Annotated in this window: 21 protein-coding genes; 6 read left to right on the forward strand and 15 right to left on the reverse strand. The window is 62.5% G+C overall.

The annotated features are described in order from the left end of the window. Positions 1 to 24: 24 nt before the first annotated feature. Positions 25 to 933 carry an NAD(P)-dependent oxidoreductase gene (locus tag PQR27_RS12280; RefSeq protein ID WP_408523914.1) on the reverse strand — a complete coding sequence of 303 codons (909 nt, stop codon included), beginning with the start codon at positions 931 to 933 and terminating at the stop codon, positions 25 to 27. A gap of 172 nt (positions 934 to 1,105) precedes the next feature. Here PQR27_RS12280 and PQR27_RS12285 point away from each other — a divergent pair, with 172 nt between their 5' ends. Next, positions 1,106 to 1,312: a dodecin gene (locus PQR27_RS12285; protein WP_408523915.1), complete on the forward strand. Its 207-nt coding sequence runs from the start codon at positions 1,106 to 1,108 to the stop codon at positions 1,310 to 1,312. A 133-nt stretch (positions 1,313 to 1,445) separates the two neighbouring features. Here PQR27_RS12285 and PQR27_RS12290 read toward each other — a convergent pair whose 3' ends face one another. The 4 genes from PQR27_RS12290 to PQR27_RS12305 all read right to left on the reverse strand — a co-directional run bounded on the left by PQR27_RS12290 (position 1,446) and on the right by PQR27_RS12305 (position 6,324). Next, positions 1,446 to 2,540 (reverse strand): BMP family ABC transporter substrate-binding protein, encoded by a 1,095-nt coding sequence (locus tag PQR27_RS12290; RefSeq protein WP_408523916.1) that lies wholly within the window; start codon positions 2,538 to 2,540, stop codon positions 1,446 to 1,448. A 79-nt stretch (positions 2,541 to 2,619) separates the two neighbouring features. Continuing rightward, the gene (locus tag PQR27_RS12295) at positions 2,620 to 3,549 is read right to left on the reverse strand and encodes an ABC transporter permease (RefSeq protein WP_408523917.1); all 930 of its coding nucleotides are present in this window, start codon (positions 3,547 to 3,549) and stop codon (positions 2,620 to 2,622) included. 29 nt (positions 3,550 to 3,578) lie between these two features. Next, complete coding sequence (locus PQR27_RS12300) at positions 3,579 to 4,685, reverse strand: ABC transporter permease (RefSeq protein ID WP_408523918.1); 1,107 nt, start codon at positions 4,683 to 4,685, stop codon at positions 3,579 to 3,581. Between the two features lie 40 nt (positions 4,686 to 4,725). Further along, the gene (locus tag PQR27_RS12305) at positions 4,726 to 6,324 is read right to left on the reverse strand and encodes an ABC transporter ATP-binding protein (RefSeq protein ID WP_408523919.1); all 1,599 of its coding nucleotides are present in this window, start codon (positions 6,322 to 6,324) and stop codon (positions 4,726 to 4,728) included. Between the two features lie 250 nt (positions 6,325 to 6,574). Here PQR27_RS12305 and PQR27_RS12310 point away from each other — a divergent pair, with 250 nt between their 5' ends. Then, positions 6,575 to 7,507, forward strand: coding sequence for a LysR substrate-binding domain-containing protein (locus PQR27_RS12310; protein ID WP_074764203.1), 933 nt, complete (start codon positions 6,575 to 6,577; stop codon positions 7,505 to 7,507). 67 nt (positions 7,508 to 7,574) lie between these two features. Here PQR27_RS12310 and PQR27_RS12315 read toward each other — a convergent pair whose 3' ends face one another. Beyond that, on the reverse strand, positions 7,575 to 8,963 hold the full coding sequence (locus tag PQR27_RS12315) for an 8-oxoguanine deaminase (protein WP_408523920.1): 1,389 nt from the start codon (positions 8,961 to 8,963) through the stop codon (positions 7,575 to 7,577). Between the two features lie 540 nt (positions 8,964 to 9,503). Between PQR27_RS12315 and uraH the strand changes: the two genes are divergently transcribed. The 4 genes from uraH to PQR27_RS12335 all read left to right on the forward strand — a co-directional run bounded on the left by uraH (position 9,504) and on the right by PQR27_RS12335 (position 13,232). Beyond that, on the forward strand, positions 9,504 to 9,857 hold the full coding sequence (gene uraH / locus PQR27_RS12320) for a hydroxyisourate hydrolase (RefSeq protein ID WP_408523921.1): 354 nt from the start codon (positions 9,504 to 9,506) through the stop codon (positions 9,855 to 9,857). Between the two features lie 306 nt (positions 9,858 to 10,163). Continuing rightward, positions 10,164 to 11,357, forward strand: a complete 1,194-nt coding sequence (locus PQR27_RS12325; protein ID WP_408523922.1) for a urate hydroxylase PuuD — start codon at positions 10,164 to 10,166, stop codon at positions 11,355 to 11,357. 262 nt (positions 11,358 to 11,619) lie between these two features. Then, positions 11,620 to 11,886 carry a type II toxin-antitoxin system RelB family anti-toxin gene (relB, locus tag PQR27_RS12330; protein ID WP_408523923.1) on the forward strand — a complete coding sequence of 89 codons (267 nt, stop codon included), beginning with the start codon at positions 11,620 to 11,622 and terminating at the stop codon, positions 11,884 to 11,886. Next, the gene (locus tag PQR27_RS12335; RefSeq protein WP_408523924.1) at positions 11,883 to 13,232 is read left to right on the forward strand and encodes a type II toxin-antitoxin system HipA family toxin; all 1,350 of its coding nucleotides are present in this window, start codon (positions 11,883 to 11,885) and stop codon (positions 13,230 to 13,232) included. The genes relB and PQR27_RS12335 overlap by 4 nt, the downstream gene beginning before the upstream one ends. A gap of 113 nt (positions 13,233 to 13,345) precedes the next feature. On the opposite strand, the gene PQR27_RS12340 is transcribed toward PQR27_RS12335, so the two are convergent. The 9 genes from PQR27_RS12340 to tadA form a co-directional block, all read right to left on the reverse strand. Then, a complete protein-coding gene (locus tag PQR27_RS12340; protein WP_408523925.1) occupies positions 13,346 to 13,858 on the reverse strand; it encodes an ureidoglycolate lyase in 513 nt (170 codons plus the stop codon). Beyond that, complete coding sequence (alc, locus tag PQR27_RS12345; protein WP_408523926.1) at positions 13,855 to 14,868, reverse strand: allantoicase; 1,014 nt, start codon at positions 14,866 to 14,868, stop codon at positions 13,855 to 13,857. Before alc ends, PQR27_RS12340 begins: the two co-directional genes overlap by 4 nt. A 73-nt stretch (positions 14,869 to 14,941) precedes the next feature. Then, a complete protein-coding gene (gene uraD, locus PQR27_RS12350; RefSeq protein WP_408523927.1) occupies positions 14,942 to 15,463 on the reverse strand; it encodes a 2-oxo-4-hydroxy-4-carboxy-5-ureidoimidazoline decarboxylase in 522 nt (173 codons plus the stop codon). Beyond that, positions 15,460 to 16,410, reverse strand: a complete 951-nt coding sequence (gene puuE, locus PQR27_RS12355; protein ID WP_408523928.1) for an allantoinase PuuE — start codon at positions 16,408 to 16,410, stop codon at positions 15,460 to 15,462. The genes uraD and puuE overlap by 4 nt, the downstream gene beginning before the upstream one ends. A gap of 208 nt (positions 16,411 to 16,618) precedes the next feature. Then, entirely contained in the window at positions 16,619 to 17,515 is an 897-nt protein-coding gene (locus tag PQR27_RS12360) for an aspartate/glutamate racemase family protein (protein WP_408523929.1), read from the reverse strand. Positions 17,516 to 17,539: 24 nt separating this feature from the next. Beyond that, complete coding sequence (locus tag PQR27_RS12365) at positions 17,540 to 19,018, reverse strand: NCS1 family nucleobase:cation symporter-1 (RefSeq protein WP_408523930.1); 1,479 nt, start codon at positions 19,016 to 19,018, stop codon at positions 17,540 to 17,542. Between the two features lie 333 nt (positions 19,019 to 19,351). Further along, positions 19,352 to 20,092: a GntR family transcriptional regulator gene (locus tag PQR27_RS12370; RefSeq protein WP_408523931.1), complete on the reverse strand. Its 741-nt coding sequence runs from the start codon at positions 20,090 to 20,092 to the stop codon at positions 19,352 to 19,354. 316 nt (positions 20,093 to 20,408) lie between these two features. Further along, entirely contained in the window at positions 20,409 to 21,335 is a 927-nt protein-coding gene (gene ldcA / locus PQR27_RS12375; RefSeq protein ID WP_408523932.1) for a muramoyltetrapeptide carboxypeptidase, read from the reverse strand. Positions 21,336 to 21,362: 27 nt separating this feature from the next. After that, positions 21,363 to 22,004: a tRNA adenosine(34) deaminase TadA gene (gene tadA, locus PQR27_RS12380; RefSeq protein WP_408525476.1), complete on the reverse strand. Its 642-nt coding sequence runs from the start codon at positions 22,002 to 22,004 to the stop codon at positions 21,363 to 21,365. Between the last annotated feature and the right edge of the window lie 45 nt (positions 22,005 to 22,049).

Consider the following 22,049-nt stretch of genomic DNA (forward strand, 5'->3'; position numbering starts at 1 on the left):
CCTGGCGGCGCTTTCGCAGTGCTGTCACGGGTTCTGGCGGTCGCGCGGGGTCTGCAAAACGTCGATAAAAGCCGACAGATCGGCCTCTGCGAGCCCCATCGCCGCGCCCAGTCGCAGCAGTTGCTGAACCGTCGACGACACGGGCATCGGTGTGCCGGTCTCATAGGCGGTCGCGGCCACCGTGTCGATGTCCTTCTGGAACGTGCGCAACGCGCCGATCGGCGCGAGGCCGCTTTGCGTCATGCGCGGCACGAAAATCTGCAGTAGCACCGAATCGGCCCAGCCGCCGGCAAGGCCCTCGGTCAGTTTTGCGGCGTCGATGCCGCTGCGCTGCGCAAGGCTCACCGCCTCGGCGATCGCCGCCAGTGTTGCGGTGACGATGGTCTGATTGCAGAGTTTGGTGGTCTGCCCCGCGCCGACTTCGCCCATATGGGTGACGCGGGCTGAATACGTGTCGAGCAGCGGTCTGACCGCTTCGACATCCGCTCTCGCGCCGCCCGCCATGATCGCCAGCGTGCCCGCGGTCGCCCCGGCCACGCCGCCGGACACGGGCGCATCGATCCAGCCAATGGCAGCGCCCGCGCCCGTGCCGGCATGCGCCGCCGCACGCCGCGCGAACGCGCGCGTTGCGGCTGGCGGGATGCTCGAATGATCGACGATCCAGCGCGGACGTCCGGGCGCGTCGGCGCTGAGAAGCCCTGCCGCGCCGAACACCGTCTCTTCGACCGCCGCCGCATCCGCGACGCACAACAGCACCGCCTCGCACCGCGTGGCCAGTTCGCGCGGCGTATCGACCACCTGCGCGCCATCCGCCAGTAATGCCTCAGCCTTGGCCCGCGTGCGATTCCAGACATGCACGGCATGCCCCGCGCGCAGCAGATGCCGGATCATCGGCGCGCCCATCAGGCCGGGACCGCAAAAACCAATTTCCACTTTCGAGCCTCGTCAGGTTTCAGATTGAGTTGCGCGGACATGATAACGGCCACGTTTGGCGCCGGCATATCGGGCACGCGATGTGCAACATGATTCGCACACTCAACGGGCGCCGGCCTCAATCCATTGCCTATACTTTTTTCACACCAACGAAGATCAAAGGAGGAAGTTCATGTCGGAACACGTCTACAAACAAATCGAACTGACCGGCTCATCGACCAAATCGATCGACGACGCAATCAGCACCGCAATTACCAAAGCGTCGAAGACACTGCGCAATCTGCACTGGTTCGAGGTGACGGAAACGCGGGGCCAGATCGAAGACGACAAAGTCGCTTACTGGCAGGTGACGATCAAGGTCGGCTTGCGCATCGACTAGCGCGCCAGCCCGAAGGAGACTCGACGCAACACCCGCCGCAACAACCGGCGTAAAAAAAGCTGCGTCCGTACTGGACGCAGCTCTTAAAGCAGCGGTTACTGAGACCGCCGCCTGGTCGACCATTACCTATGCGTCACTTCGGCAGCGAACCGTCCACGCCTTCCACGTACCAGTTCAGGCGCTGCAGTTCCGGATCGGTCAGCGTCTTGCCAGCCGGCACCTTCACCGCGCCGCTCTGATCCTTGATCGGGCCGGTGAACACGTCCCACTTGCCGCCCGCCAGTTCGTCACGTTTGGCTGCGACCTGCTTCTGCGCATCAGCCGAAATCGCCGATGTATTCAGATCTTCCAGGTTGACGGCCTTTTGCGGAATGCCCCACCACACCGGATCGTTCTTCCACTTGCCGTCCAGCACCTGCTGGATCGCCGCGTTGTAGTACACGCCCCAATGCGCGACCACCGAGCCGAGGTGCGCCTCAGGACCGAACTTCTTCATGTCCGAATCCCAGCCGAACGCATGCACGTGCTTTTCCGATGCGGTCGCGAGCGTCGCGCTCGAATCGGTGTTCTGCAGCAGCACGTCGGCGCCCTGCCCGATCAGGGTTTCGGCCGCCTGCTTTTCCTTGCCTGGATCGAACCAGCTGTTGATCCAGATGACCTTGGTGTGGATCTTCGGGTTCACCGAACGCGCGCCGAGCGTGTACGCGTTGATGTTGCGGACCACTTCCGGAATCGGCACCGACGCGACGAAACCGAGCGTGTTGGTCTTCGTCACATAGCCCGCGGCGACGCCGGCCAGATACGCGCCCTGGTACATGCGCACGTCATAGGTGCCGAAGTTCGGCGCCTTCTTGTAGCCGGTTGCGTGCAGGAACACCGTATCCGGGAAGTCCTTCGCGACCTTCAGTTCGAAGTCCTGATAGCCGAAGCTCGAACCGATGATGATCTTGTTGCCCTTGTTCGCCAGATCGCGGAACACGCGCTCGGAGTCGGCCGATTCCGGCACGTTTTCGATGCGGGTGATCTTGATCTTGCTGCCGAACTTCGCTTCGGCTTCCTTCGAACCCTGGTCGTGCGCGAAGGTCCAGCCGGCATCGCCCGGATTGCCGAGGTAGACGAATGCCACGCCCGGTGCGTCGGCGGCCTGCGCGCTTTGCGCGAGCGGCGCGGCGAGCGCGAGCGAGGCCGCGCCCCAGGCGAATGCGGTCAGCAGATTTCTTCTCTTCATGTTTTCTCCTGTCGTGTATATCGAATGATGTGAAACGTGTGGTCGGTCCTGTGAGGCGGCAACTGGAATAACCTGGGCGTCAGCCGGCCGAAAAAAACGGCTTGCCGAGCGACGCCGGTGCGTTCAGGCGAATCGTATTCGGATTGCGCGAGATCAGCACCAGCACGACGACCGTCGCGACATACGGCAGCATCGCGAGAAACTGCGTCGGCACCGGTACGCCGATTGCCTGCGCGTAGAACTGCAAGCCGGTCACGGCGCCAAACAGCAACGCGCCGATCAGCAGACGCCCCGGCCGCCACGTCGCGAACACGACCAGCGCGAGCGCGATCCAGCCGCGGCCGGAGGTGAGCTGTTCCTGCCACAGATGCAGGTTGACGATCGAGTAATAGCCGCCTGCGAGCCCGGCCATGCCGCCGCCGAACGCCACCGCGCCGTAACGCACGCCTACCACCGGAAACCCGACCGAGTGCGCGACCTGCGGCGATTCGCCGACCGAGCGCAGCACGAGCCCGGCTCGCGTGCGGTACAGGAACCAGCCGATCACCGCGAACATCAGGAAGGCAAGGTAGTCGAGCGGCGTGAGGCTGAACAGCGCGGGTCCCAGCACCGGGATCTTCGAGAGACCGGGAATGGTCCATGTGTCGATCGTCGCGCGCACGGCCGCCGAAGTGTACGGCTTGCCGACATAGGCGGACAGGCCGATGCCGAAGATCGTCAGCGACAGGCCGGTGGCGACCTGGTTGGCGAGCATGGTCAGCGTGAGGAACGCGAACAGCATCGACATCGCGAGGCCGGCGCCGATCGAAGCGACCACGCCAAGCCACGGGTTGCCGGTGATGGTAGTGACCGCGTAGCCGGTGACGGCGCCCATCAGCATCATGCCTTCGACACCGAGGTTGAGAACACCGGACTTTTCGGCGACGAGTTCGCCCGCGCCCGCGAACATCAGCGGAATCGCGGCGGTGACGGCGCTCGAGGTGAGCGCGCTGGCTTGTTGAATATCCATGGAGATCCGGCGAAAAATCAGTGGGCGAATTAGTGAGCCTGAGCGGCCAACGAGCGGCGGCGCACGCGGTAGTTCACGAACAGGTCAGCCCCCAGCAGGCAAAACAGCAACAGTCCCTGGAATACACCGGAAAGCGCCTGCGGCAACTGCATCGAGGTCTGCACCGCTTCGCCGCCCAGGTACAGCAGCGCCATCAACAGGCTCGCCAGCACGATGCCCACCGGATGCAACCGCCCGACGAACACCACGATGATCGCGGTGAAGCCGTAGCCCGGCGACCACGTCGCCTGCAACTGGCCGATCGGGCCGGCGATCTCGCCCATGCCCGCGAGGCCCGCTAGACCACCGCTAATCAGCAGCGAGGTCCAGATGGATTTCTTGTCGGAGAAACCAGCGTAGCGCGCGGCGAGCGGCGCGAGACCGCCGACGTTCATCCGGTAGCCCGCGAAGCTCTTGCGCATGAACAGCCACACCAGCGGAATTGCAATCAGCGTCACGAACACCGACGCGTTCAGACGCGTGCCGCGGAACCACTTCCAGTGCCAGTCGCCGGAGAACGTGGGGTAAAGCGCGTCGCCGCTGAACATCTCCGAGAGCGGGAAATTCATGCCCTGCGGATCGCGCCACGGTCCGCTCACCAGATAGATCAGCAACTGCGTCGCCACGTACGTGAGCATCAGGCTGACGAGAATTTCGTTGGTATTGAAGCGACTTTTTAGCAGCGCCGGAATCGCCGCCCACACCATGCCGCCGATCACACCGGCGAGCATCATGGCCGGCAGAATCCACCAGCCGCTGGCCTGATCGAAATAGATCGCGACGCCGCTGGCGGCAATCCCGCCGAGCAGCATCTGCCCTTCGGCGCCGATATTCCAGACGTTCGCGCGATAACCGATCGCGAGGCCAAGGCCGATCAGACACAACGGTGACGCCTTCAGCAGCAGTTCCGACCAGCCGTTCACGCTGGACAGCGGTTCGATAAAAAACGCGTGCATGGCCTGCAGCGGGTCGCGGCCGACGAGGCTGAAGATCAGAAAGCCGATCGCGAGTGTGAGCAACGCGGCGATCAGCGGCACGGCAATCTGCATCGTGCGCGAGGGCGTCGTGCGTGCTTCGAGTCGATACGGAAGAATCATGGGAGCGTGTGGTTATGTTGGTTTCTGGCGTTGAGGAACGTCACGCGTGGGCGGGTTGTTCCGCCGACGGCGCCGCGCCCTCGCGGTCGCCGAACAGCCCCGCCATCCAGCGGCCGATTTCCTCGGCATTGGTCGCGCCGGTGGCACGCACCGGCGAGAGCCTGCCGCGGGCAAGCACCGCGAGGCGGTCGCAAATGTCGAACAATTCTTCCAGTTCTTCGGAAATCACCAGTATCGCCACGCCGCGCGCCGCCAGATCGAGCAACTGTTGACGAATGAAAGCCGCCGCGCCCACATCGACACCCCAGGTCGGCTGCGCGACCACCAGCACCTTGGGCGCCTGCAAAATCTCGCGGCCCATGATGTATTTCTGCAGATTGCCGCCCGAGAGACTCTGCGCCAGCGCTTCCGAACCGCCGCAGCGCACGTCGAATGCCTCGATGCAGCGTTTGGCGAATGCGCGCATCGCGCCTGACCTGATCCAGCCGGAATTCACCATCTGTTGACGATGAGCGGTCAGCAGCGCATTTTCCGCCAGCGTCATGGCCGGCACCGCACCGCGGCCCAGGCGTTCTTCCGGCACGAAGCCGAAGCCGAGCGCGCGCCGCCCGCCCGCACCGAGACGCCCCGCGGCCTTGCCGCAGATCGTGACCGCGTCGGCCCGCACGCCGCGCTTTTCGCCCGATAGCGCCGACAGCAATTCCGCCTGCCCGTTGCCCGAGACGCCCGCAATGCCAAAAATTTCGCCGGCATGCACGCCGAACGAGACGTTATCGAGCGAGGTGCCGAACGGATCGTCGCTCGCCACGGACAATTGCTTCACGTCGAGCAGCACGGTGCCCGGCGTGTGCTCGCGGCGCGTGTAATCAGGCAGCGAATGACCGACCATCAGCTGCGCGAGCGACGCCTGGGTTTCCTCTTTCGGCTTCACGTGACCGGTCACGCGGCCGCCGCGCATCACTGTCGCGGTGTCGCACAGCTCCTGGATTTCATCGAGCTTGTGGCTGATGTAGAGAATGCTGCAGCCTTCGGCAGCCAGACGCCGCAGCGTCTCGAACAGCTTGCGAACCGCTTGCGGCGTGAGCACCGAGGTCGGTTCGTCCATGATCAGAAGACGCGGGTCCTGCAACAGGCAGCGCACGATTTCGACGCGTTGCCGCTCGCCCACCGTCAGGCTATGCACATGGCGCTGCGGGTCGATGTCGAGGCCGTAGTCGGCGGAGACTTCGCGGATGCGCTTGCCGAGCGTCTTCAGATCGAACGGCTCGTCGAGTGCGAGCGCAATGTTTTCGCCGACCGTGAGCGTCTCGAACAGCGAAAAGTGCTGGAATACCATGCCGATGCCGAGCTTGCGCGCGGCGGCCGGGCTGGCGATCTCGACCGGCTGGCCTTCCCAGCGGATCTCGCCGGCATCGGGCCGTACCGCGCCGTAGATGATCTTCATCAGCGTGCTTTTGCCGGCGCCGTTTTCGCCGAGCACGGCATGGATTTCACCCGGCGCGACGATCAACGTGACGTCGTCGTTGGCGCGCACGGCCGGATACTGTTTGGTGATGCCTTCGAGCACCAACCGGGGCGCCGTCTGTTCCGGCCTGCTTGCCGACTGCGCGGCGGCGCCGTTGCTATAAGAGTCGCTCATGTGATTCCGTAGTACGTCAGTGACTGCCGCTTGCAGCGCGTCCGCCCACCCTACCAGCGAGCGATCCGTCACCACAACCGGATGACAATACCTAATTCGACCCGCTCAGTCGAGCCGACAAAATTCCCGCAAACCCCCGCCGCAGCGAGCTCTGCGGGTATCCCACTCTTGACGCGGCTTCGCGTTCATATTAAAAGTCATATACCCCCACGCCCGTTCGATCAGCCAGAACATATATTTCGGAGAAGTCATGAGTCAGCAACGCGAGGCGATCGATACATACTTACTACGCGTCTTGCATACCCTGTTGATGGAGCGCAGTGTCACGCGCGCGGCCGTCAAACTGAATCAATCGCAACCCGCCATTAGCGCGGCGCTGCGCCGTTTGCGCGACATCACCGGCGACCCGCTGCTGGTGCGCGGCAAGTCCGGCATGGTGCCGACCGAGTACGGCCTGCGCCTGCTCGAACCGGTGCAGAACGCGCTGCGCGAGATCGAACGCATCAAATTCCAGCAGCACAACTTCGACCCGGCTACCTCCATTCGTTGCTACCGGATCGGCTGCCCGGACTACCTGAACGTGCTGTTTGTGCCGACGGTGGTGGAACGCTTTCGCCAGGCCGCGCCGAACGCGACGCTCGAGTTTCACTCGCTCGGACCCGCGTTCGACTACGAACTCGCGCTCGAAGACGGCAAGCTCGACATCGTGGTCGGCAACTGGCCTGAGCCACCGGAGCAACTGCACCTGTCGAACCTGTTCGTCGATCAGATCGTCTGCCTGATGAGCAACACGCATCCGTTCGCCAAACGCGGCGGACTGACGCTCGACCAGTACCTGAATGCTCCGCATCTTGCGCCTACTCCCTATTCGGTGGGCCAACGCGGCGCGATCGACGTGCATCTTGCGCGCGAGCGGCTAAAGCGTCATGTGGTCGTTACGCTGCCGTACTTCAATCTGGCGCCTTACGTGCTGATCAAGTCGGATCTGATCTTCACGACGACGCGTCTGTTTGCCGATTACTACGCCAAGTTCCTGCCGCTGACCGTGGTGCCGGCCCCGCTCGACTTCCCGCCGATGCAGTATTACCAGCTGTGGCACGAGCGCGTGCATTACTCCGACGAAGTGCGCTGGCTGCGCAGTCTGGTTGCCGAGGCAACCAAAACCCTGATCGACAAGCCTTGATTCTGTGCGCTACCGTTTATCGACATCCCTTTCGCGTGGATGCCGATAAACTCGCCGACCTGCTTCGTTACGCCGCCGCTTCGTAAAGCGTCTTTGCCAGCCGGTTGTGCTGCTCGATGACCGGAGCCAGTTCCAGCGTCGTCAACTGCCCGTCCTTCACCACCACCTTGCCGCCGATCACGCTATGGCTCACCTGCGACGGCGCGCAGAACACCAGCGCCGCGACCGGATCGTGCAAGGCGCCCGCGAACAGCGGCTGACGCAGATCGAACGACACGAAATCCGCCGCCATGCCCGGCGCCAGCGCGCCGATGTCGTCGCGATTGAGCACCTTCGCGCCGCCTAGCGTGGCGATCTCCAATGCTTCACGCGCGGTCATCGCATCCGGTCCGAAGCCGACGCGCTGCAACAGCAGCGCCTGGCGCACTTCGGCAACCATTTGCGCGCCGTCGTTCGAGGCCGAACCGTCGACACCCAACCCGACCGGCACGCCCGCGAGACGCATCCGCTTGACCGGCGCGATGCCTGACGCCAGACGCATGTTCGAACACGGACAGTGCGCGACGCCCGTGCCGGTGCGCGCGAATAGCGCGATCCCGGCGTCGTCGAGTTGCACGCAGTGGGCATGCCACACGTCGTGACCGACCCAGCCCAGGTCTTCCGCATATTCGGCCGGCGTCATGCCGAACTTCTCGCGGCTGTAGGCGATGTCGTTGACGTTCTCCGCGAGGTGCGTATGCAGCGACACGCCGTAATGCCGCGCCATCGTCGCCGATTCGCGCATCAGGTCGCGACTCACCGAGAACGGCGAGCAGGGTGCCACCACTATGCGCAACATCGCGTAACGGCCTTCGTCGTGATACGTCTCGATCAGGCGTTGCGTGTCTTTGAGAATGTCCGCTTCACGCTCGACCACCGAATCCGGCGGCAAACCACCGTCCTTCTGGCCCACGCTCATACTGCCGCGGGCCGCGTGAAAACGCATGCCGATCCGGCGCGCCGCGGCGATGCTGTCGTCGAGGCGGCTACCGTTCGGATAGATATACAAATGGTCGCTCGAGGTCGTGCAACCGGACAGCAGCAGTTCGGCCATCGCCGTCAGCGTCGAAACCTCGATCATCTCCGGCGTGAGGTTCGCCCACACCTTATAGAGGCTGGTCAGCCAGCCGAACAGCTCGGCGTCCTGCGCGGCGGGGATCGCGCGCGTCAGGCTCTGGTACATGTGATGATGCGTATTGACCAGGCCCGGAATCACCAGGTGCCCGCGCATGTCCAGCATCTCGTCGGCCGTTTGCGGCAGTTCCGCCGTCGGTCCTACCGCGACAATGCGGTTGTCCTCGATATACAGGCCGCCGTCGCGCAATTCGCGCCGGGCGCCGTCCATCGTGACCAGCACGTCCGCGTGCTTGACCAGCATCGTTTTCTTCGGCTTTTGCGCCGTCTGTTCCATCGCCATTCGTTTCTCCGCTTCAATGCTTCCGTGCAAAGTCGTTCGAACGCGATGTGACGGCACGCCACCGTGCCGCCGCGTCCCGTCGAACGCCGTTGGCCCGGTTACCCGGCGTATTCCGCCGTCTTCGGGGGGCGCGCGGGACGTGGCGGTCATGATTCGCCGTGTTCGCCGCTGCGCACAGGTGTAACCTTCGACGGCCAAAATAATGCTGACAACTCATGCCGGTGCGATACCCGACTTCACGCTGTCGATATAGTGGGCGTTTTTTGGCGCCGGTACGATCTGGCGGTACACCTTACACGCGGCAATAGTCGAATGAATCGACTTGCCGCAGCTTTCAGAAGACTGTCTGTCATGCGCCAGCTATTATCTTTCCTATCTCGCGCGCGCTGAGCACAACAACCTTTTTACAATGGCTGTCACGGCGCTCGCTTCAATTCGCCGACGGGTATGTAGCCACTGACGTGGAGCCTCGATCCGCCGCAAACGTATTCTGGATCGGGCTGCCGCCGAAACCTCGCATTCACATAAGGAAAATTGCGAATGGGAAAGCTCACTACCCATGTGCTCGACACCGCGAACGGCCGTCCTGGCGCGGGCATCAAGGTCGAACTCTTTGCGCTCTCGGGCGACGTCCGCCGCGCGCTCAAAACCACCACCACCAATGACGACGGGCGCTGCGATCAGCCGCTGCTCGAAGGCGACGCACTGGTTGCGGGCGAATACGAACTCGTGTTCGGCGCCGGCGACTACTTCGCTTCGATCGGCACGAAAGTGCCGGAGCCGCGTTTCGTCGATCGCGTCGTGCTGCGCTTTGGCGTAGCCGATGCCGGTGCGCACTATCACGTGCCGCTGCTGGTGTCGCCGTGGTCGTACAGTACGTATCGGGGCAGCTAAGCTGAACTGAGCGTATCGCCAGGCGTTGGAGGAAGACGAGGTTGAAGTCGCGCTGTATTTGCGAGCGCGCCCGATTGCACTGTGCGGATCCTTGGAGACACCCGCGAAGCGCAATCGAACGCGAGCGACTCGCCCCGAATTTCCAATAAAAAATGGCGCCGTGCGAACTGAGCGCACCGCGTCTCTCACCCCGCAGTCTGCGCAGCGACACCGTGCATGCCGACGACCCGCCAGCCGGGTCACCGAAGGCGGAACCAAGGCACAAGCGTCGTTGGGCGTACAACGAATCAGAAGTGGAGGAGTTTCATGGAAGGCTTTATCACTGACTGGCTGAACCTGGCATTGCGCTGGTTCCACGTCATCGTCGCCATCGCCTGGATCGGCGAATCGTTCTACTTCGTCGCACTCGACAACAGCCTGAAACCGCCCACGGATCCGAACCAGCGCAGGCGTGGCGTGTTCGGCGAGCTGTGGCACGTGCACGGCGGCGGCTTCTACAACATGCAGAAGTACACCGTCGCGCCGCCGGAAATGCCGGACGACCTGCACTGGTCCAAGTGGCCGTCGTACACCACGTGGCTGTCGGGCGCGAGCCTGTTCACGGTGCTTTATCTGCTCTCGCCGACCACGTATCTGATCGACAAGAACGTGCTCGACATGGGCCCGGTGGTCGCGGTTGCTTCGGCGCTCGGCTTCCTCGCCGCAGGCTGGATCGTCTACGACTCGCTGTGCCGTCTGCTCGGCAATAAAGACAAAGTGCTCGGCATCTGCGTCGGCATTTATGTGGTGATCGCGGCGTACCTGGCGTGCCATATCTTCGCGGGCCGCGCGGCTTACCTGATCATGGGCGCGATGCTGGCAACGATCATGTCGGCGAACGTGTTCTTCGTGATCATCCCGGGTCAGCGCAAGATGGTTGCCGCAATGCTCAAGGGCGAAACGCCGAACCCGATCTACGGCAAGCGCGGCAAGCAACGTTCGGTGCACAACACGTATTTCACGCTACCGGTCGTGTTCGCGATGCTGTCGAACCACTACGCGATGACCTACACGAATCAGTACAACTGGGTCGTGCTCCTGATGATCATGCTGGCCGGCGCGCTGATTCGCCAGTTCTTCGTGATGCGTCACCGTGGCCAGGTGCTGTGGTATCTGCCGCTGGTCGGTATCGTGCTGATGTTCGCAGCCCTCTTCTCGACGATGCCAAAGCCGGTCGTGCCGGTAGCGCAAGCCGCGAACGCGCCGGTGGTCAAGGTGGCCGATATCGCGCCGGTGCTGCAACAACGTTGCGTGGCATGCCACTCGGCCCATCCGACGATGATGGGCAGCGCCCCGGCCGGCGTGCTGCTCGATACGCCGGATGAGATCTCGCAGAACGCACAGCGGATCTATCAACAGGCAGTGACCTTGAAGGCCATGCCGCTGGGCAATGTCACGCACATGACCGACGACGAGCGGATGAAGATCGCCGCGTGGTTCCAGGGCGGTGCGGTGAAGTAATGGCTAGGCCGGGTGTGGTGCCCGGCTTTGGAAGGAAACGTGAAGCGGGCTTTTCGCGCGAGCGGGAGGTCCGCTTTTTCATTCGCGACGACTGGATAGGATAGTGGTACGGCGCAGCTTGATAATGTAGCCCACAGGACACAATATTGGCTATATGCTACTATTTTGTAGCCCAAAGGGCACAAATTGCGCACGCGTGCTTTGTGCCTCTTGGGCTACAATATGACCTACGATCCACCAAATTGATGCCATGGGGATACAAATGACCAACCTCGCCGACGTTGCAGACATGCTGAAGGCCGTTCGGCGCGGCAGCAACCTGTCGCAGGAAGAGCTGGCGCAGCGGGCCGGGGTCGCGCGTACCACGGTAGCGCGCATGGAGACGCTCGCCAGGAACGACATGAGCGTGTCGGCCCTCGTGCGTCTACTCGAAGCAGCAGGCTACGACCTCAAATTCGTTCCGCATGGACATGGACGAACCCTCGAGGACATCCTGGCTGAGCAGCGCATGCCGGATTCCAACTCATGAGGCTCGATGTTCAGGTGCTGGGCAAGAACATTGCCACACTGTTCCGTGAGCGCGACGACTACGTCCTCAAATACAACCGCGACGCGACGGCAAACGACTTCGTCAGCCTGACAATGCCGGTGCGCGAAGAAGCTTGGCGCTGGCCGCGCGACCTGCATCCGTTTTTCCGGCAGAACCTGCCAGAGGGCTATCTCCTGAATCTGATCCGCGAGCAATTCGGTCCTTTGCTCGACGGGACCGACCTGTCGCTGCTTGCGGTGGTAGGGGCAATGGGGATTGGCCGTGTCACCGTTACGCCAGAAGGCGTCGCGCCGGGCACCCAGTTGCAAGCGCTCGACGTGCAGGACATTCTGCATGGCGACAACACCACCGAGCATTTCGCCGCGTTGGTCCGGGAATATGCGCGCGCGGCCATCTCGGGTGCCGTACCGAAGTTCATCGCCCCGCAGGCGGAAGTCGCCAGCACGTCCACGCCGACGCCGCTCGGCAAACCGACCATTCGAACGAGCCGCCACATCGTCAAAGGCTCCGACGACAACACACCGTTTCTCGGCTTCAACGAGTTTTATTCGATGCGTGTACTGGAACGCGTCGGCGTGGCACCGGTCGCGCGCACGCAGATGTCGGATGACGGCCGGGCGCTGATCGTCGAACGTTTTGACGTGGATGCCAATGGACTGCCCGCGTACGGCGTCGAGGATATGTGCGGACTATTGGGCTTGCCGCCACACGAAAAATACAACTCGACCAGCGAAAAGATGCTCAATGCCGCCAAAGCGTATCTGCTCGATCGCGACAGTATGCGACTGCAACTCGAACAACTGGGCTGGCATCTGTTGACGAACTATGTGGTGCGCAACGCGGACTGTCATACCAAGAATGTCGCGCTGCTCTATACGTCGGTCGACGATGTCGCGTTCACGCCGGTCTACGACATCGTCACGACCCAGGCCTATCCGCGTTTCGCGGCCAATCCGCCGGGTCTGCCCATCGACGGCCGCAAAACCTGGGCGGCCGGCAAAACGCTTGAGCGCTTTTTCAACACGCGCATGGGAATCGCGCCGCGGCAATACGCGCAGATGGTGGAAGCGCTATGCGATTCGGCGCTCGAGGTCGGCCATGAAGTGATTGAAGCGGCGCGCAACGAACCGCAGTGGCGCCAAGTCGCCAAGCAGATGCTGCATGCGTGGGACGAAGGCATGACGTCGTTGAGATCGCCGAAGAAAAGTCTGCAATTCAAAGGACTTAAACCGGCAATCGAAGCGGCAGGATTTTCCGCACCCGAACCGGCGGAACGACCACGCGAAGTAATCGGGCGTTCGCCACTGCTTGGCAAGCGTGGCTGACATACGGCGGCGCGCCTGCAATCCTCGTCGGCAAAAACAAAAGGCCCACAGCATGCACTGTGGGCCTTTTTGCAGAGTCGACTTGCGCGAATACTACGTCGATGCGCGAAACCTCACATGACGACCGCGCTCAACGCATCTTCGGTGAGCCAGAGCGACTCGGCCAGATCCTGCTCGTTCAGGTTCAACCCATCGCCGCCACGATCGACAACGATAAAGTCGCTCACCTCACCCAATGCAATCAGCGGATGGTGCCAAACGCCCTTCGCATAGTTCACGCCCTGCCAGCCGCTCGTCACGAACGCGCGAATCTGCTTCGGATCGAGATCGCCCGCCGGCGCCACGACGACCAGATAGGCCTTGTCGTTCAATGGCACGAACGCCTGACTGCCGAGCGGATGACGCTCGAGCATCTTCACCTCGAACGGCAGCGTACGCGGCTGCCCGCGAAACAGGTTCACCAGCGTGCGGCCGTTCTCCTCAGTCACGTCGACTTTCGCGAGATCGTGATAGCGGATCGTCGTACCGAGGTTGATCGGGATCTGTTTCGCGCCTTCGAGTTCGATCACGTCGCCAAACGGGGCGAACGCTTCCTTCGTCAACGGTTCGATCGCCAGCGTTTTCATGATGCGAGCGTGCCCCACAGACGCAGACGCGACACGCCGCCGTCCGGAATGATGTTAAAGCGCACGTGCGTGACCGGGCCCAAGGCCGCGATTTCGCTTTCGAAATAGTGCTGGTTGTCCATCTTGAGCTTCTGTTCGCCCAGCAGCACCGGCCAGAACATGGCTTGCGTGATCAGCGAACTGTCAGTGCCACCCGTCACGTACGCGGCCTGGATCGAGCAACGATCCGGGAAGTTGCCCTTGAAGTGCGCGGTATCGACTTCGATCTTCCTGATCACACCCGGTTGCGCCAGCGCGACGATCGCCCAGTCGTTACCCGGCTCACGGCGGCGGCGCGTTTCCCAGCCGTCGCCCATGTTCGCGCCGCGGCCCGGCATCAGGATCGTCGAGGCAGCGCCGAAGTGCTGATTGTTCGCCGCGACCAGATACGCGCCGTTTTCCATCGCCGCCAGATCGAATTGCTCAGTGCGGCTCGCGCCTGCCCAGTCGACTTGTGGTTGGCCATACACACGCAGACGCGCAATGCCGCCGTCCGGGTAGATGTTCACGCGCAAGTGGGTGTACGCGTTCGCGTCGCTGACTTCGTGATAGTGGTGGCTATTGCCTTGCAGCGTCGTGGACGGAACGATTTCAGTCCATTGGGTCGACTGGTTCGGCACGCCGTCCACCACGCGCGCGGCTTCAACGGAGGCCGCCGGCGGGAAGTTGCCGGTGAAGTGGCTGGTATCGAGATCCAAACCCTTGATCACGCCCGGACGCGCAAGCTTGACCACGCACCAGTCGTAGCCATTGGCGCGCTTGCGGCGCGTTTCCCAGCCGTCCATCCACTTGCCGTTATCGTCGTACTTGCCTGGAATGAAGACGGCCGGCTCCGGATTCAGCATGCGTTCCTTCGGCGCGAAGAAATCGTCGCTGGCCTCGAGCGCCTGCGCGCCCAGACGCGGGTCCGCCAGGTTCACATAGCGACGCGTGAAGTCCGGTGCGTTGGGGTCGAGAATCGGGAGTGCCATCTTTGTCTTCCTTAGTGTTCGTTAGTGCTGAAAAAACGCTTCAGCTCGAGGTTCGCGACGCGTGGCTAAATCCTTACGCGTCGATCAGGTCGTCGAGCCGGAAACGTGCGATGCGGTAGATCTGATCAAGGCTGGCGCGCAACTCGTCGACGCGGCTGTTGTTCACGCGCGCTTCGAAGTTCGCGATGATGCCGTGGCGGTCATAACCGCGCACCGCCAGGATAAACGGGAAACCGAACTTCTCGCGATAGGCGCTGTTCAGCGCGACCAGCTTGTCGAATTCTTCCTGCGTACATTGGGCGAGGCCCGCGCCGCTCTGCTCGCGCGTCGATTCGGCTGTCAGTTCGCCGCGCACGGCAGCCTTGCCGGCGAGCTCCGGGTGGGCGTTGATCAGCGCGAGCTGTTTTTCTTCACCAGCCGTCTCGACGAGATTCGACATCTTGCGATGCAACTCCTCGATGCTGGCGAACGGCCGTTGATTCGCAGCAATTTCCGCGACCCACGGCGAGTGCTCGAAAATGCCCGACAGCGCTGCGACGAACGCGTCGGTCGAGATGCTGTTGAGTTGGTCCAGAGTGTATTGCATCGCCTTCATGCCGCAGCCCCGCGGTTGTTTTGCTGGTAAGGGTGATGTTCGCGCCAGTGCCGCGCGATATCGACGCGCCGCGTCACCCACACGCGATCGTGCTGTTCGATATGGTCGAGAAAACGTTGCAGCGCACGGAAGCGCCCTGGGCGGCCGAGCAGCCGGCAGTGCATGCCGATCGACAGCATTTTCGGTGCTTCGTCGCCCTCTTCGTAGAGCACGTCGAATGCGTCGCGCAGATACGTGAAGAAGTGGTCCGCCGTGTTGAAGCCTTGCGGGCTTGCGAAACGCATGTCGTTGGTGTCGAGCGTGTACGGCAGGATCAGTTGCGGCACCTTCGCGCCGCCTGTCACCTCGACGTCCATCCAGAACGGCAGATCGTCGCCGTAGTAATCCGAGTCGTACAGGAAGCCGCCATGCTCGGCGACCAGCCGGTGCGTATTGGGACTGTCGCGACCGGTGTACCAGCCGAGCGGGCGCTCGCCAGTCACACGTTCGATCGCTTCCATGCCGAGGCGCATGTGCTCCGCCTCTTTCTCCGGCGATACGTCCTGATAGTGAATCCAGCGGTAACCATGGCAGGCGATTTCATGACCGAGTTCGACGAATGCGCGCCCAAGATCAGGATGACGCTCGATTGCCATGCCGACGCCGAACACCGTGAGCGGCAAACCGCGCTTTTCGAATTCGCGAAGGATGCGCCACACGCCTGCCCGCGAGCCGTATTCGTAGATCGACTCCATGCTCATGTGGCGAGCCGGGTAAGCCGCCGCGCCGACGATTTCCGACAAGAACTGTTCAGAGCCCGGATCGCCGTGCAATACGCAGTTCTCGCCGCCCTCTTCGTAGTTCAGGACGAATTGCACCGCCACACGCGCTCGACCAGGCCAGTTCGCCTGCACCGGGTGGCGGCCGTAGCCGATCAGATCGCGTGGATAGTTCGAGTCGAGTGGCATGGTTTGACGAATGCGTGGTGACAGTACGTAAAATTCGCGTGGGCTTGCATGTAGTGCCGGCAAGTTTATGCTGCTGGCGCGAGTTGAAGCAGCACCAGAACGCAGTCCCACAAACAGCACCCAAAGGTCATTGGGGTGCCAGCGCCGAGTGGGACCAGTGTAGCGAAAACGCCCGGGTGCGCCCATACACCCGGGCAGATAGTGCGTGTCAGACGGAATGTATGTGCGGCGCCACTTCCGGGACCACTTCCGGCGCGAATTCCCTGGCGTTTACCCGCGCCATATCCGCTGGATTCGCCGGTTTCGCCGATTTCGCGCTGGGTGCCGCGCCCGTGGCCGCCGGACGCGGCGGCGCCGGATTTGGGTCCGCATCGGCCGGGCTGAAGGCCGCCAGCGCGCCGTCGTAGCGCTTGGCCAACGGCCGCGCATAGTCGCCGCGCTTGGCCGTCGACAGGCGCAGCGCGACCAACGCCTCGCTCCATTTGACGGCCGCCGTCACGCCCTCGATGACCGGCGCCCCCAGGGCATCCTCAATCTCGGCGCATAACTCGGCCATGCCCGCGCACCCGAGCACGATCGCGTCTGAGCCGTCCTCATCCAGCGCCCGCCGGCATTCATCGAGGATGATGCGACGTGCCGCCGAGCCGGGTTTGTCGAGATCGAGCACCGCCACATCCGTGGCTCGCACGTTGCGGCAAAAGCGCTTCATACCGTAGCGCTCGGCAAGGTGCCACGCCATGCCGCAAGTGCGCGCCAGCGTCGTCACCACCGAGAAGCCCGGGGCCAGCACACTCGCGGCATGCATTGCGGCTTCGGCAATGCCGATCACCGGGCCGCGCGCCAACTCGCGCGCCGCGTACAGGCCTGGATCGCCGAAGCAGGCGATCACGTACGCGTCGCAACCTTCACGTTCCCCGGCGATCACTTCGGCGAGCAAGCCGGGGGTCGCGAGAGCTTCGTCGTAATAGCCTTCGATCGACGGCGGCCCCATGGTCGGATTGACCGCGATCACTTCGGTGCCGGGTGCGGCGACCTCGCGCGCGCAGCGGCCCATCGCGTCCGTCATGCGTTGCGTGGTATTCGGATTGATCAGTTTGATACGCATATCGACTCCTGTTGCAACATGGGCTCAGCGAGCCAGCATCCGATAGAACACCGCAGCCAGTCCGGCGCCGATGAACCACGAGAAATTCGCCAGACCATCGAGCGTCGGCACCATCACACAGACCACGGCGATGACGGCGGCCGGCAGCAATGCAGCCACAGCACGGTAGTTGACGCCGTTTTTGTACCAGTATGAACCAGCCGGTGAAACCGAGTAGAGGTCATCGAGCACGATCTTCTGACGCTTCACAAGGAAATAATCAACGATCAGGACACCATATAAAGGGCCGATGAAACTGCCGAGCACGTCGAGTGTGTAGTGAATCACGGCCGGATTGTTGAACAGGTTCCACGGCGTGATGAAGATTGACGCCACCGCTGCGAGCATGCCGCCCGCGCGCCAGCTGATCAGACGCGGCGCCACGTTCGAGAAGTCGAAAGCCGGCGACACAAAGTTGGCGACGATGTTGATACCGATGGTGGCAATCGTGAAGGTCAGCGCGCCGAGAATCACCGCGGTCGGATAGTCGATACGGCCCACCGTTTCGACCGGGTCCGTAATCAGCTGGCCGAACACCGGCAGCGTGGCCGCGGTCGTAACCACCGTCACCAGCGAGAAGGCCAGGAAGTTGACCGGCAGCCCCCAGAAATTACCGCGCTGCACGCTACGAAAACTCTTGCCATAGCGGGAGAAGTCGCCGAAATTCAGCATCGGCCCGGAGAAGTACGACACCACCAGCGAAGTCGCCGTGATCATCACCGGGACCACTTCCATGCCGTGATATTTGACACCGCCCAGGTTGATGCCGATATTTCGCCATCCTGCGCGATACACCATGTAGCCCGCGAGAATGAACATCACCACGTAGACCGCCGGGCCAGCGAAGTCGATGAACTTCTTGATGGTCTCCATGCCATGCCAGAACACCAGTGCCTGCAAGACCCACAGCAACATGAAACCGGCCCAGCCGAGGGTCGAGAGTCCCATGAAGCCGTGATGGTGCACGTCGGCATACGGCAACAGTTGCGGCACGAATTTCAGCACCACGATGACCAGCGCACTCGACGCCAGGTATGTCTGAATGCCATACCACGCCACCGCGATCAAACCACGAATGACCGCGGGAATATTTGCGCCGAGCACGCCAAAGGTCGCGCGGCACGCCACCGGATAAGGCACACCGTTGGCCTGACTCGGCTTCGCGATGAGATTGCATAGCAGATTGACGATCGTGATGCCGACCAGCAGCGCGATCAGCACCTGCCAGCTCGTCAGTCCAAGCGCGAACAGACTGCCCGCGAACACATAACCGCCGACACTGTGCACGTCCGACATCCAGAACGCGAAGATGTTATAGGCGCCCCAGGTTTGATGGCGCAGCGGCGCAAGATCTTCGTTATACAACCTGTCGCTGTAGCCTGCCGGTATCGGCGAATCGCCGGGCGCGCTGTCTGCGTAAGTGGAAATGGTGGGGCTGCTGGGCGCTGCACTGAACTGAGCCATGACTCCTCCTTGAGATAGGGACCATCGATAAAGAATCGAAGGACATTGCATCAGCCATGCCATGCACGCTCTCCTGCCCCGAAGGGTCAAAGGAAAATGAAGCTGCCTGGCTAGCCGCCCCGCGGACGTCTCCGTACTGATGTACTTGTGGTTATCGCACCGCCAGCGGCCGCGGGGTCCCGACGATGCGTTGCTACTTCTATGCCGTCTCAGCGGCGTCCACGCGTGCGCAAGCCGGCAGCGCTCACGCCGAGCCGCCTTGCAACGCTTGATCCGGTTCAGTTCACTTCAGTGCGGCGCGCACCAGCAACGGGCGCACACCGGCCGCCTGCCTCAGCCTGGCGCGGACTTGTCTTTAACCGCCTGTTTGGGTGCACCGTTACGTGCACCGAACACCTCATGCAGATCGGCCGCACCACGCGCGGGGCGGTCCAGCATCTTCAACTCGACGCTTTGCAGATGGCGCGACATCAAGGCCGCCGCCTCCTTCGCATCGCCGGCGTCGAGCGCGGCGAGAATCGCTTCGTGGTCCTCGAACGAGCATGGGCTGCGTCCGAGCGATTCATACAGTGCGGAAATCAACGTGGAGCGCGCTACCAGTCCGTTCAGGCAGTCGCACAGCACGGTGTTGCCGGTTAGTCCGGCCAACTCGGTGTGGAACTCGCCCGACAGGCGGATCCACGCCGGAAAATCACGTGTTTCGAACGCTTTGCGTTCGCGGCCAATCATGCTGCCGATACTCTTCAACCGCCGTGTGCCGTGCCCGTTGCAAATACGCTCCACCACGGCCAGTTCAATGATGCGGCGCATCTCGAACACCTCATGCACTTCCTGCAACGAGGGGCTCGCCACAAACGCGCCTCGATTCGGTTCGAGATCGACCAGGTGGTCGGTCGCCAACTGCGACAGCGCCTGACGGATCGGGCCGCGTTTCACACCAAATACTTCGCATAACTGTGCTTCGGTCAGCTTGGCGCCAGGCGCGAGCCGATGCTCGAGAATCGCGGCGCGGATGCGCTCGGCGATCGCTTCGGGTTTCGAACTATTTGCGTTGGCGGAATCTGTATCGGACATGATGTGCGTCTCGGTATGTTGGTCATCATAGGATGGACATAAAAATTGTCAACAATTTTTGCTAAGAATTTCGACAATCTTCATGAGGGTGTTGGGCTGCGGGCAAGACGGAACACCGTGCGGGCTACAACCAGCTTCACTACCAGTTTAATTAACGTGGGTTCGCCCCGCCGATTGAGGGCTGGTTTTGTCAACAAAACCTCTGGACCTTCACTGGCTCGCCTGCACGCAGGCGACCGGAATACTTGACCGTTAGTTGCGTTTCTGCTCTAAAAAGAAACGGGCAGAACTCTGCCCGCTCCGTGATTCGCCGGGCTCACGCCAGATACGGATAACCCGATAGCGTCAGTTTGAACCCATGCGCGTCAGCGACGAGGTGTGCGTCCGCGCCCACGGGCAGCGTCAGCATGTTGGGAACATGGCCGAATTGCAGACCGGTGATGACCGGGATCCCGACCACCGACCGCACCTGCTCCATCACCGCGTGCAGGTCATAACCGTTGTCGTAGTCGTACGATTTGCCGCCGGAGAAATCGCCCAGTATCAGCGCCTGCTGCTGAGCAAGAATGCCGCACAGGTGCAACTGATAGATCATCCGCTCGATCCGGAACGGCTGTTCGTTGACGTCCTCGATAAACAGGATGCCGCCTTGCACCGGCGGCATGTACGGCGTGCCGATCAGTGAAGTCAGCACCGCCAGATTGCCGCCCCACAACATGCCCGATACGTCGACCGGCTGCATTTGCGGCACATTGCCTGACACTGTCATGGTCGGTTTCGTCAACGCGGACCAGAAGTGTTGCATGGTGAATTCGCTCACCTCTTCCGCGCCGAAATCGCTCATCAACATCGGCCCGCCGAATGTTTTCACGCCGGCCCGCGCAAGCAACGCAAGCTGGACCGCGGTGAAATCGCTGTGCCCCACCAGTGCCACCGGCTGATCGGTCAGCCGCCGCTGCAGCGCGTCGTAGTCGAGTCCGTGCAGAATGCGCACCGCGCCATAGCCGCCGCGCACCGCCAGCACGATGTCGGGTAACTTGCGCGAGGGGTCGGCCAGCCGGTTCAGGTCGGCCGCGCGCTCGCCGTCGGTACCGGCGAAACGCTGGTAGCGGCGCCGCGTCGCCTCCACACCGTCGACGCGATGCCCCTGCGCATGCAAGCGGCGCAATGCGCGATGGAGTATCTCGGGATCATGCGGATAGCCGGACGGCGCAATCAGTTCAATGGTGCGATGGACGGTCATTGGCGAGACCTGTTGGACGTTGTTGTTTTAGATCGGCTCAGCCGGCCCCGGTTCGACGCGGGCCGCTGCGCGTGCCTCGCGGCTTGCGCGCCGGCGCTCCGCAAAGAACGATTTGAGCGCCGCGCCGCATTCATCCTCGAGCACACCGCCGGTCACCGTGGTGTGATGATTCAACTGCGGATTCGCGAATGCATCGACGACACTGCCGCATGCGCCCGTTTTCGGATCACGCGCCCCGAACACCACGCGGGCAATGCGTGCGTGCATGATCGCGCCGGCGCACATCAGACACGGCTCGAGCGTCACGTAAAGCTCGCAGCCCGGCAGACGGTAGTTTTCGACGGCCTGCGCGGCAGCGCGCAGTGCGGCCATTTCAGCATGCGCGGACGGATCGTGCGCGCCAATCGGATGATTGAAACCTCTGGCGATGACTTCATCGCCCCGTACGAGCACTGCGCCGACCGGCACTTCGCCCGCCGCGCGCGCTTCTTCGGCGGCAGCCTGGGCCAGTGCCATGAAGTGACGATCACGCTCGGAAACAGCTAGCGCCGACACTTCGCCAGGTGCGGGGGAGCGGTTCAGCGTGGCGTTGGCGGCCGCCAGATGACTCGCGACGGCGTCGGCAGCGTTGCCGCTGATGGGCTCAACCTGAGAAGCCGTTGCTGGCATTCCGTCCGCCGACTCCGGGTTCGGCGCGGCGCCGCAGGCAAGCGG

The sequence above is a fragment of the Paraburkholderia fungorum genome, from assembly GCF_046027215.1.
GTDB lineage: Bacteria > Pseudomonadota > Gammaproteobacteria > Burkholderiales > Burkholderiaceae > Paraburkholderia > Paraburkholderia fungorum_D.

Bases quoted from the DNA above. Each gene is read 5' to 3' on its own strand.
- PQR27_RS12300 (WP_408523918.1), bottom strand. From the start codon at position 4,685: ATGATTCTTCCGTATCGACTCGAAGCACGCACGACGCCCTCGCGCACG.
- tadA (WP_408525476.1), bottom strand. From the start codon at position 22,004: ATGCCAGCAACGGCTTCTCAGGTTGAGCCCATCAGCGGCAACGCTGCC.
- alc (WP_408523926.1), bottom strand. From the start codon at position 14,868: ATGGCACTCCCGATTCTCGACCCCAACGCACCGGACTTCACGCGTCGC.
- uraD (WP_408523927.1), bottom strand. From the start codon at position 15,463: ATGAAGGCGATGCAATACACTCTGGACCAACTCAACAGCATCTCGACC.
- PQR27_RS12335 (WP_408523924.1), top strand. From the start codon at position 11,883: ATGAGGCTCGATGTTCAGGTGCTGGGCAAGAACATTGCCACACTGTTC.
- PQR27_RS12340 (WP_408523925.1), bottom strand. From the start codon at position 13,858: ATGAAAACGCTGGCGATCGAACCGTTGACGAAGGAAGCGTTCGCCCCG.
- PQR27_RS12310 (WP_074764203.1), top strand. From the start codon at position 6,575: ATGAGTCAGCAACGCGAGGCGATCGATACATACTTACTACGCGTCTTG.
- PQR27_RS12290 (WP_408523916.1), bottom strand. From the start codon at position 2,540: ATGAAGAGAAGAAATCTGCTGACCGCATTCGCCTGGGGCGCGGCCTCG.
- PQR27_RS12370 (WP_408523931.1), bottom strand. From the start codon at position 20,092: ATGTCCGATACAGATTCCGCCAACGCAAATAGTTCGAAACCCGAAGCG.
- PQR27_RS12365 (WP_408523930.1), bottom strand. From the start codon at position 19,018: ATGGCTCAGTTCAGTGCAGCGCCCAGCAGCCCCACCATTTCCACTTAC.
- PQR27_RS12285 (WP_408523915.1), top strand. From the start codon at position 1,106: ATGTCGGAACACGTCTACAAACAAATCGAACTGACCGGCTCATCGACC.
- puuE (WP_408523928.1), bottom strand. From the start codon at position 16,410: ATGCCACTCGACTCGAACTATCCACGCGATCTGATCGGCTACGGCCGC.
- uraH (WP_408523921.1), top strand. From the start codon at position 9,504: ATGGGAAAGCTCACTACCCATGTGCTCGACACCGCGAACGGCCGTCCT.
- PQR27_RS12305 (WP_408523919.1), bottom strand. From the start codon at position 6,324: ATGAGCGACTCTTATAGCAACGGCGCCGCCGCGCAGTCGGCAAGCAGG.
- PQR27_RS12325 (WP_408523922.1), top strand. From the start codon at position 10,164: ATGGAAGGCTTTATCACTGACTGGCTGAACCTGGCATTGCGCTGGTTC.
- PQR27_RS12360 (WP_408523929.1), bottom strand. From the start codon at position 17,515: ATGCGTATCAAACTGATCAATCCGAATACCACGCAACGCATGACGGAC.
- ldcA (WP_408523932.1), bottom strand. From the start codon at position 21,335: ATGACCGTCCATCGCACCATTGAACTGATTGCGCCGTCCGGCTATCCG.
- PQR27_RS12295 (WP_408523917.1), bottom strand. From the start codon at position 3,549: ATGGATATTCAACAAGCCAGCGCGCTCACCTCGAGCGCCGTCACCGCC.
- PQR27_RS12315 (WP_408523920.1), bottom strand. From the start codon at position 8,963: ATGGCGATGGAACAGACGGCGCAAAAGCCGAAGAAAACGATGCTGGTC.
- relB (WP_408523923.1), top strand. From the start codon at position 11,620: ATGACCAACCTCGCCGACGTTGCAGACATGCTGAAGGCCGTTCGGCGC.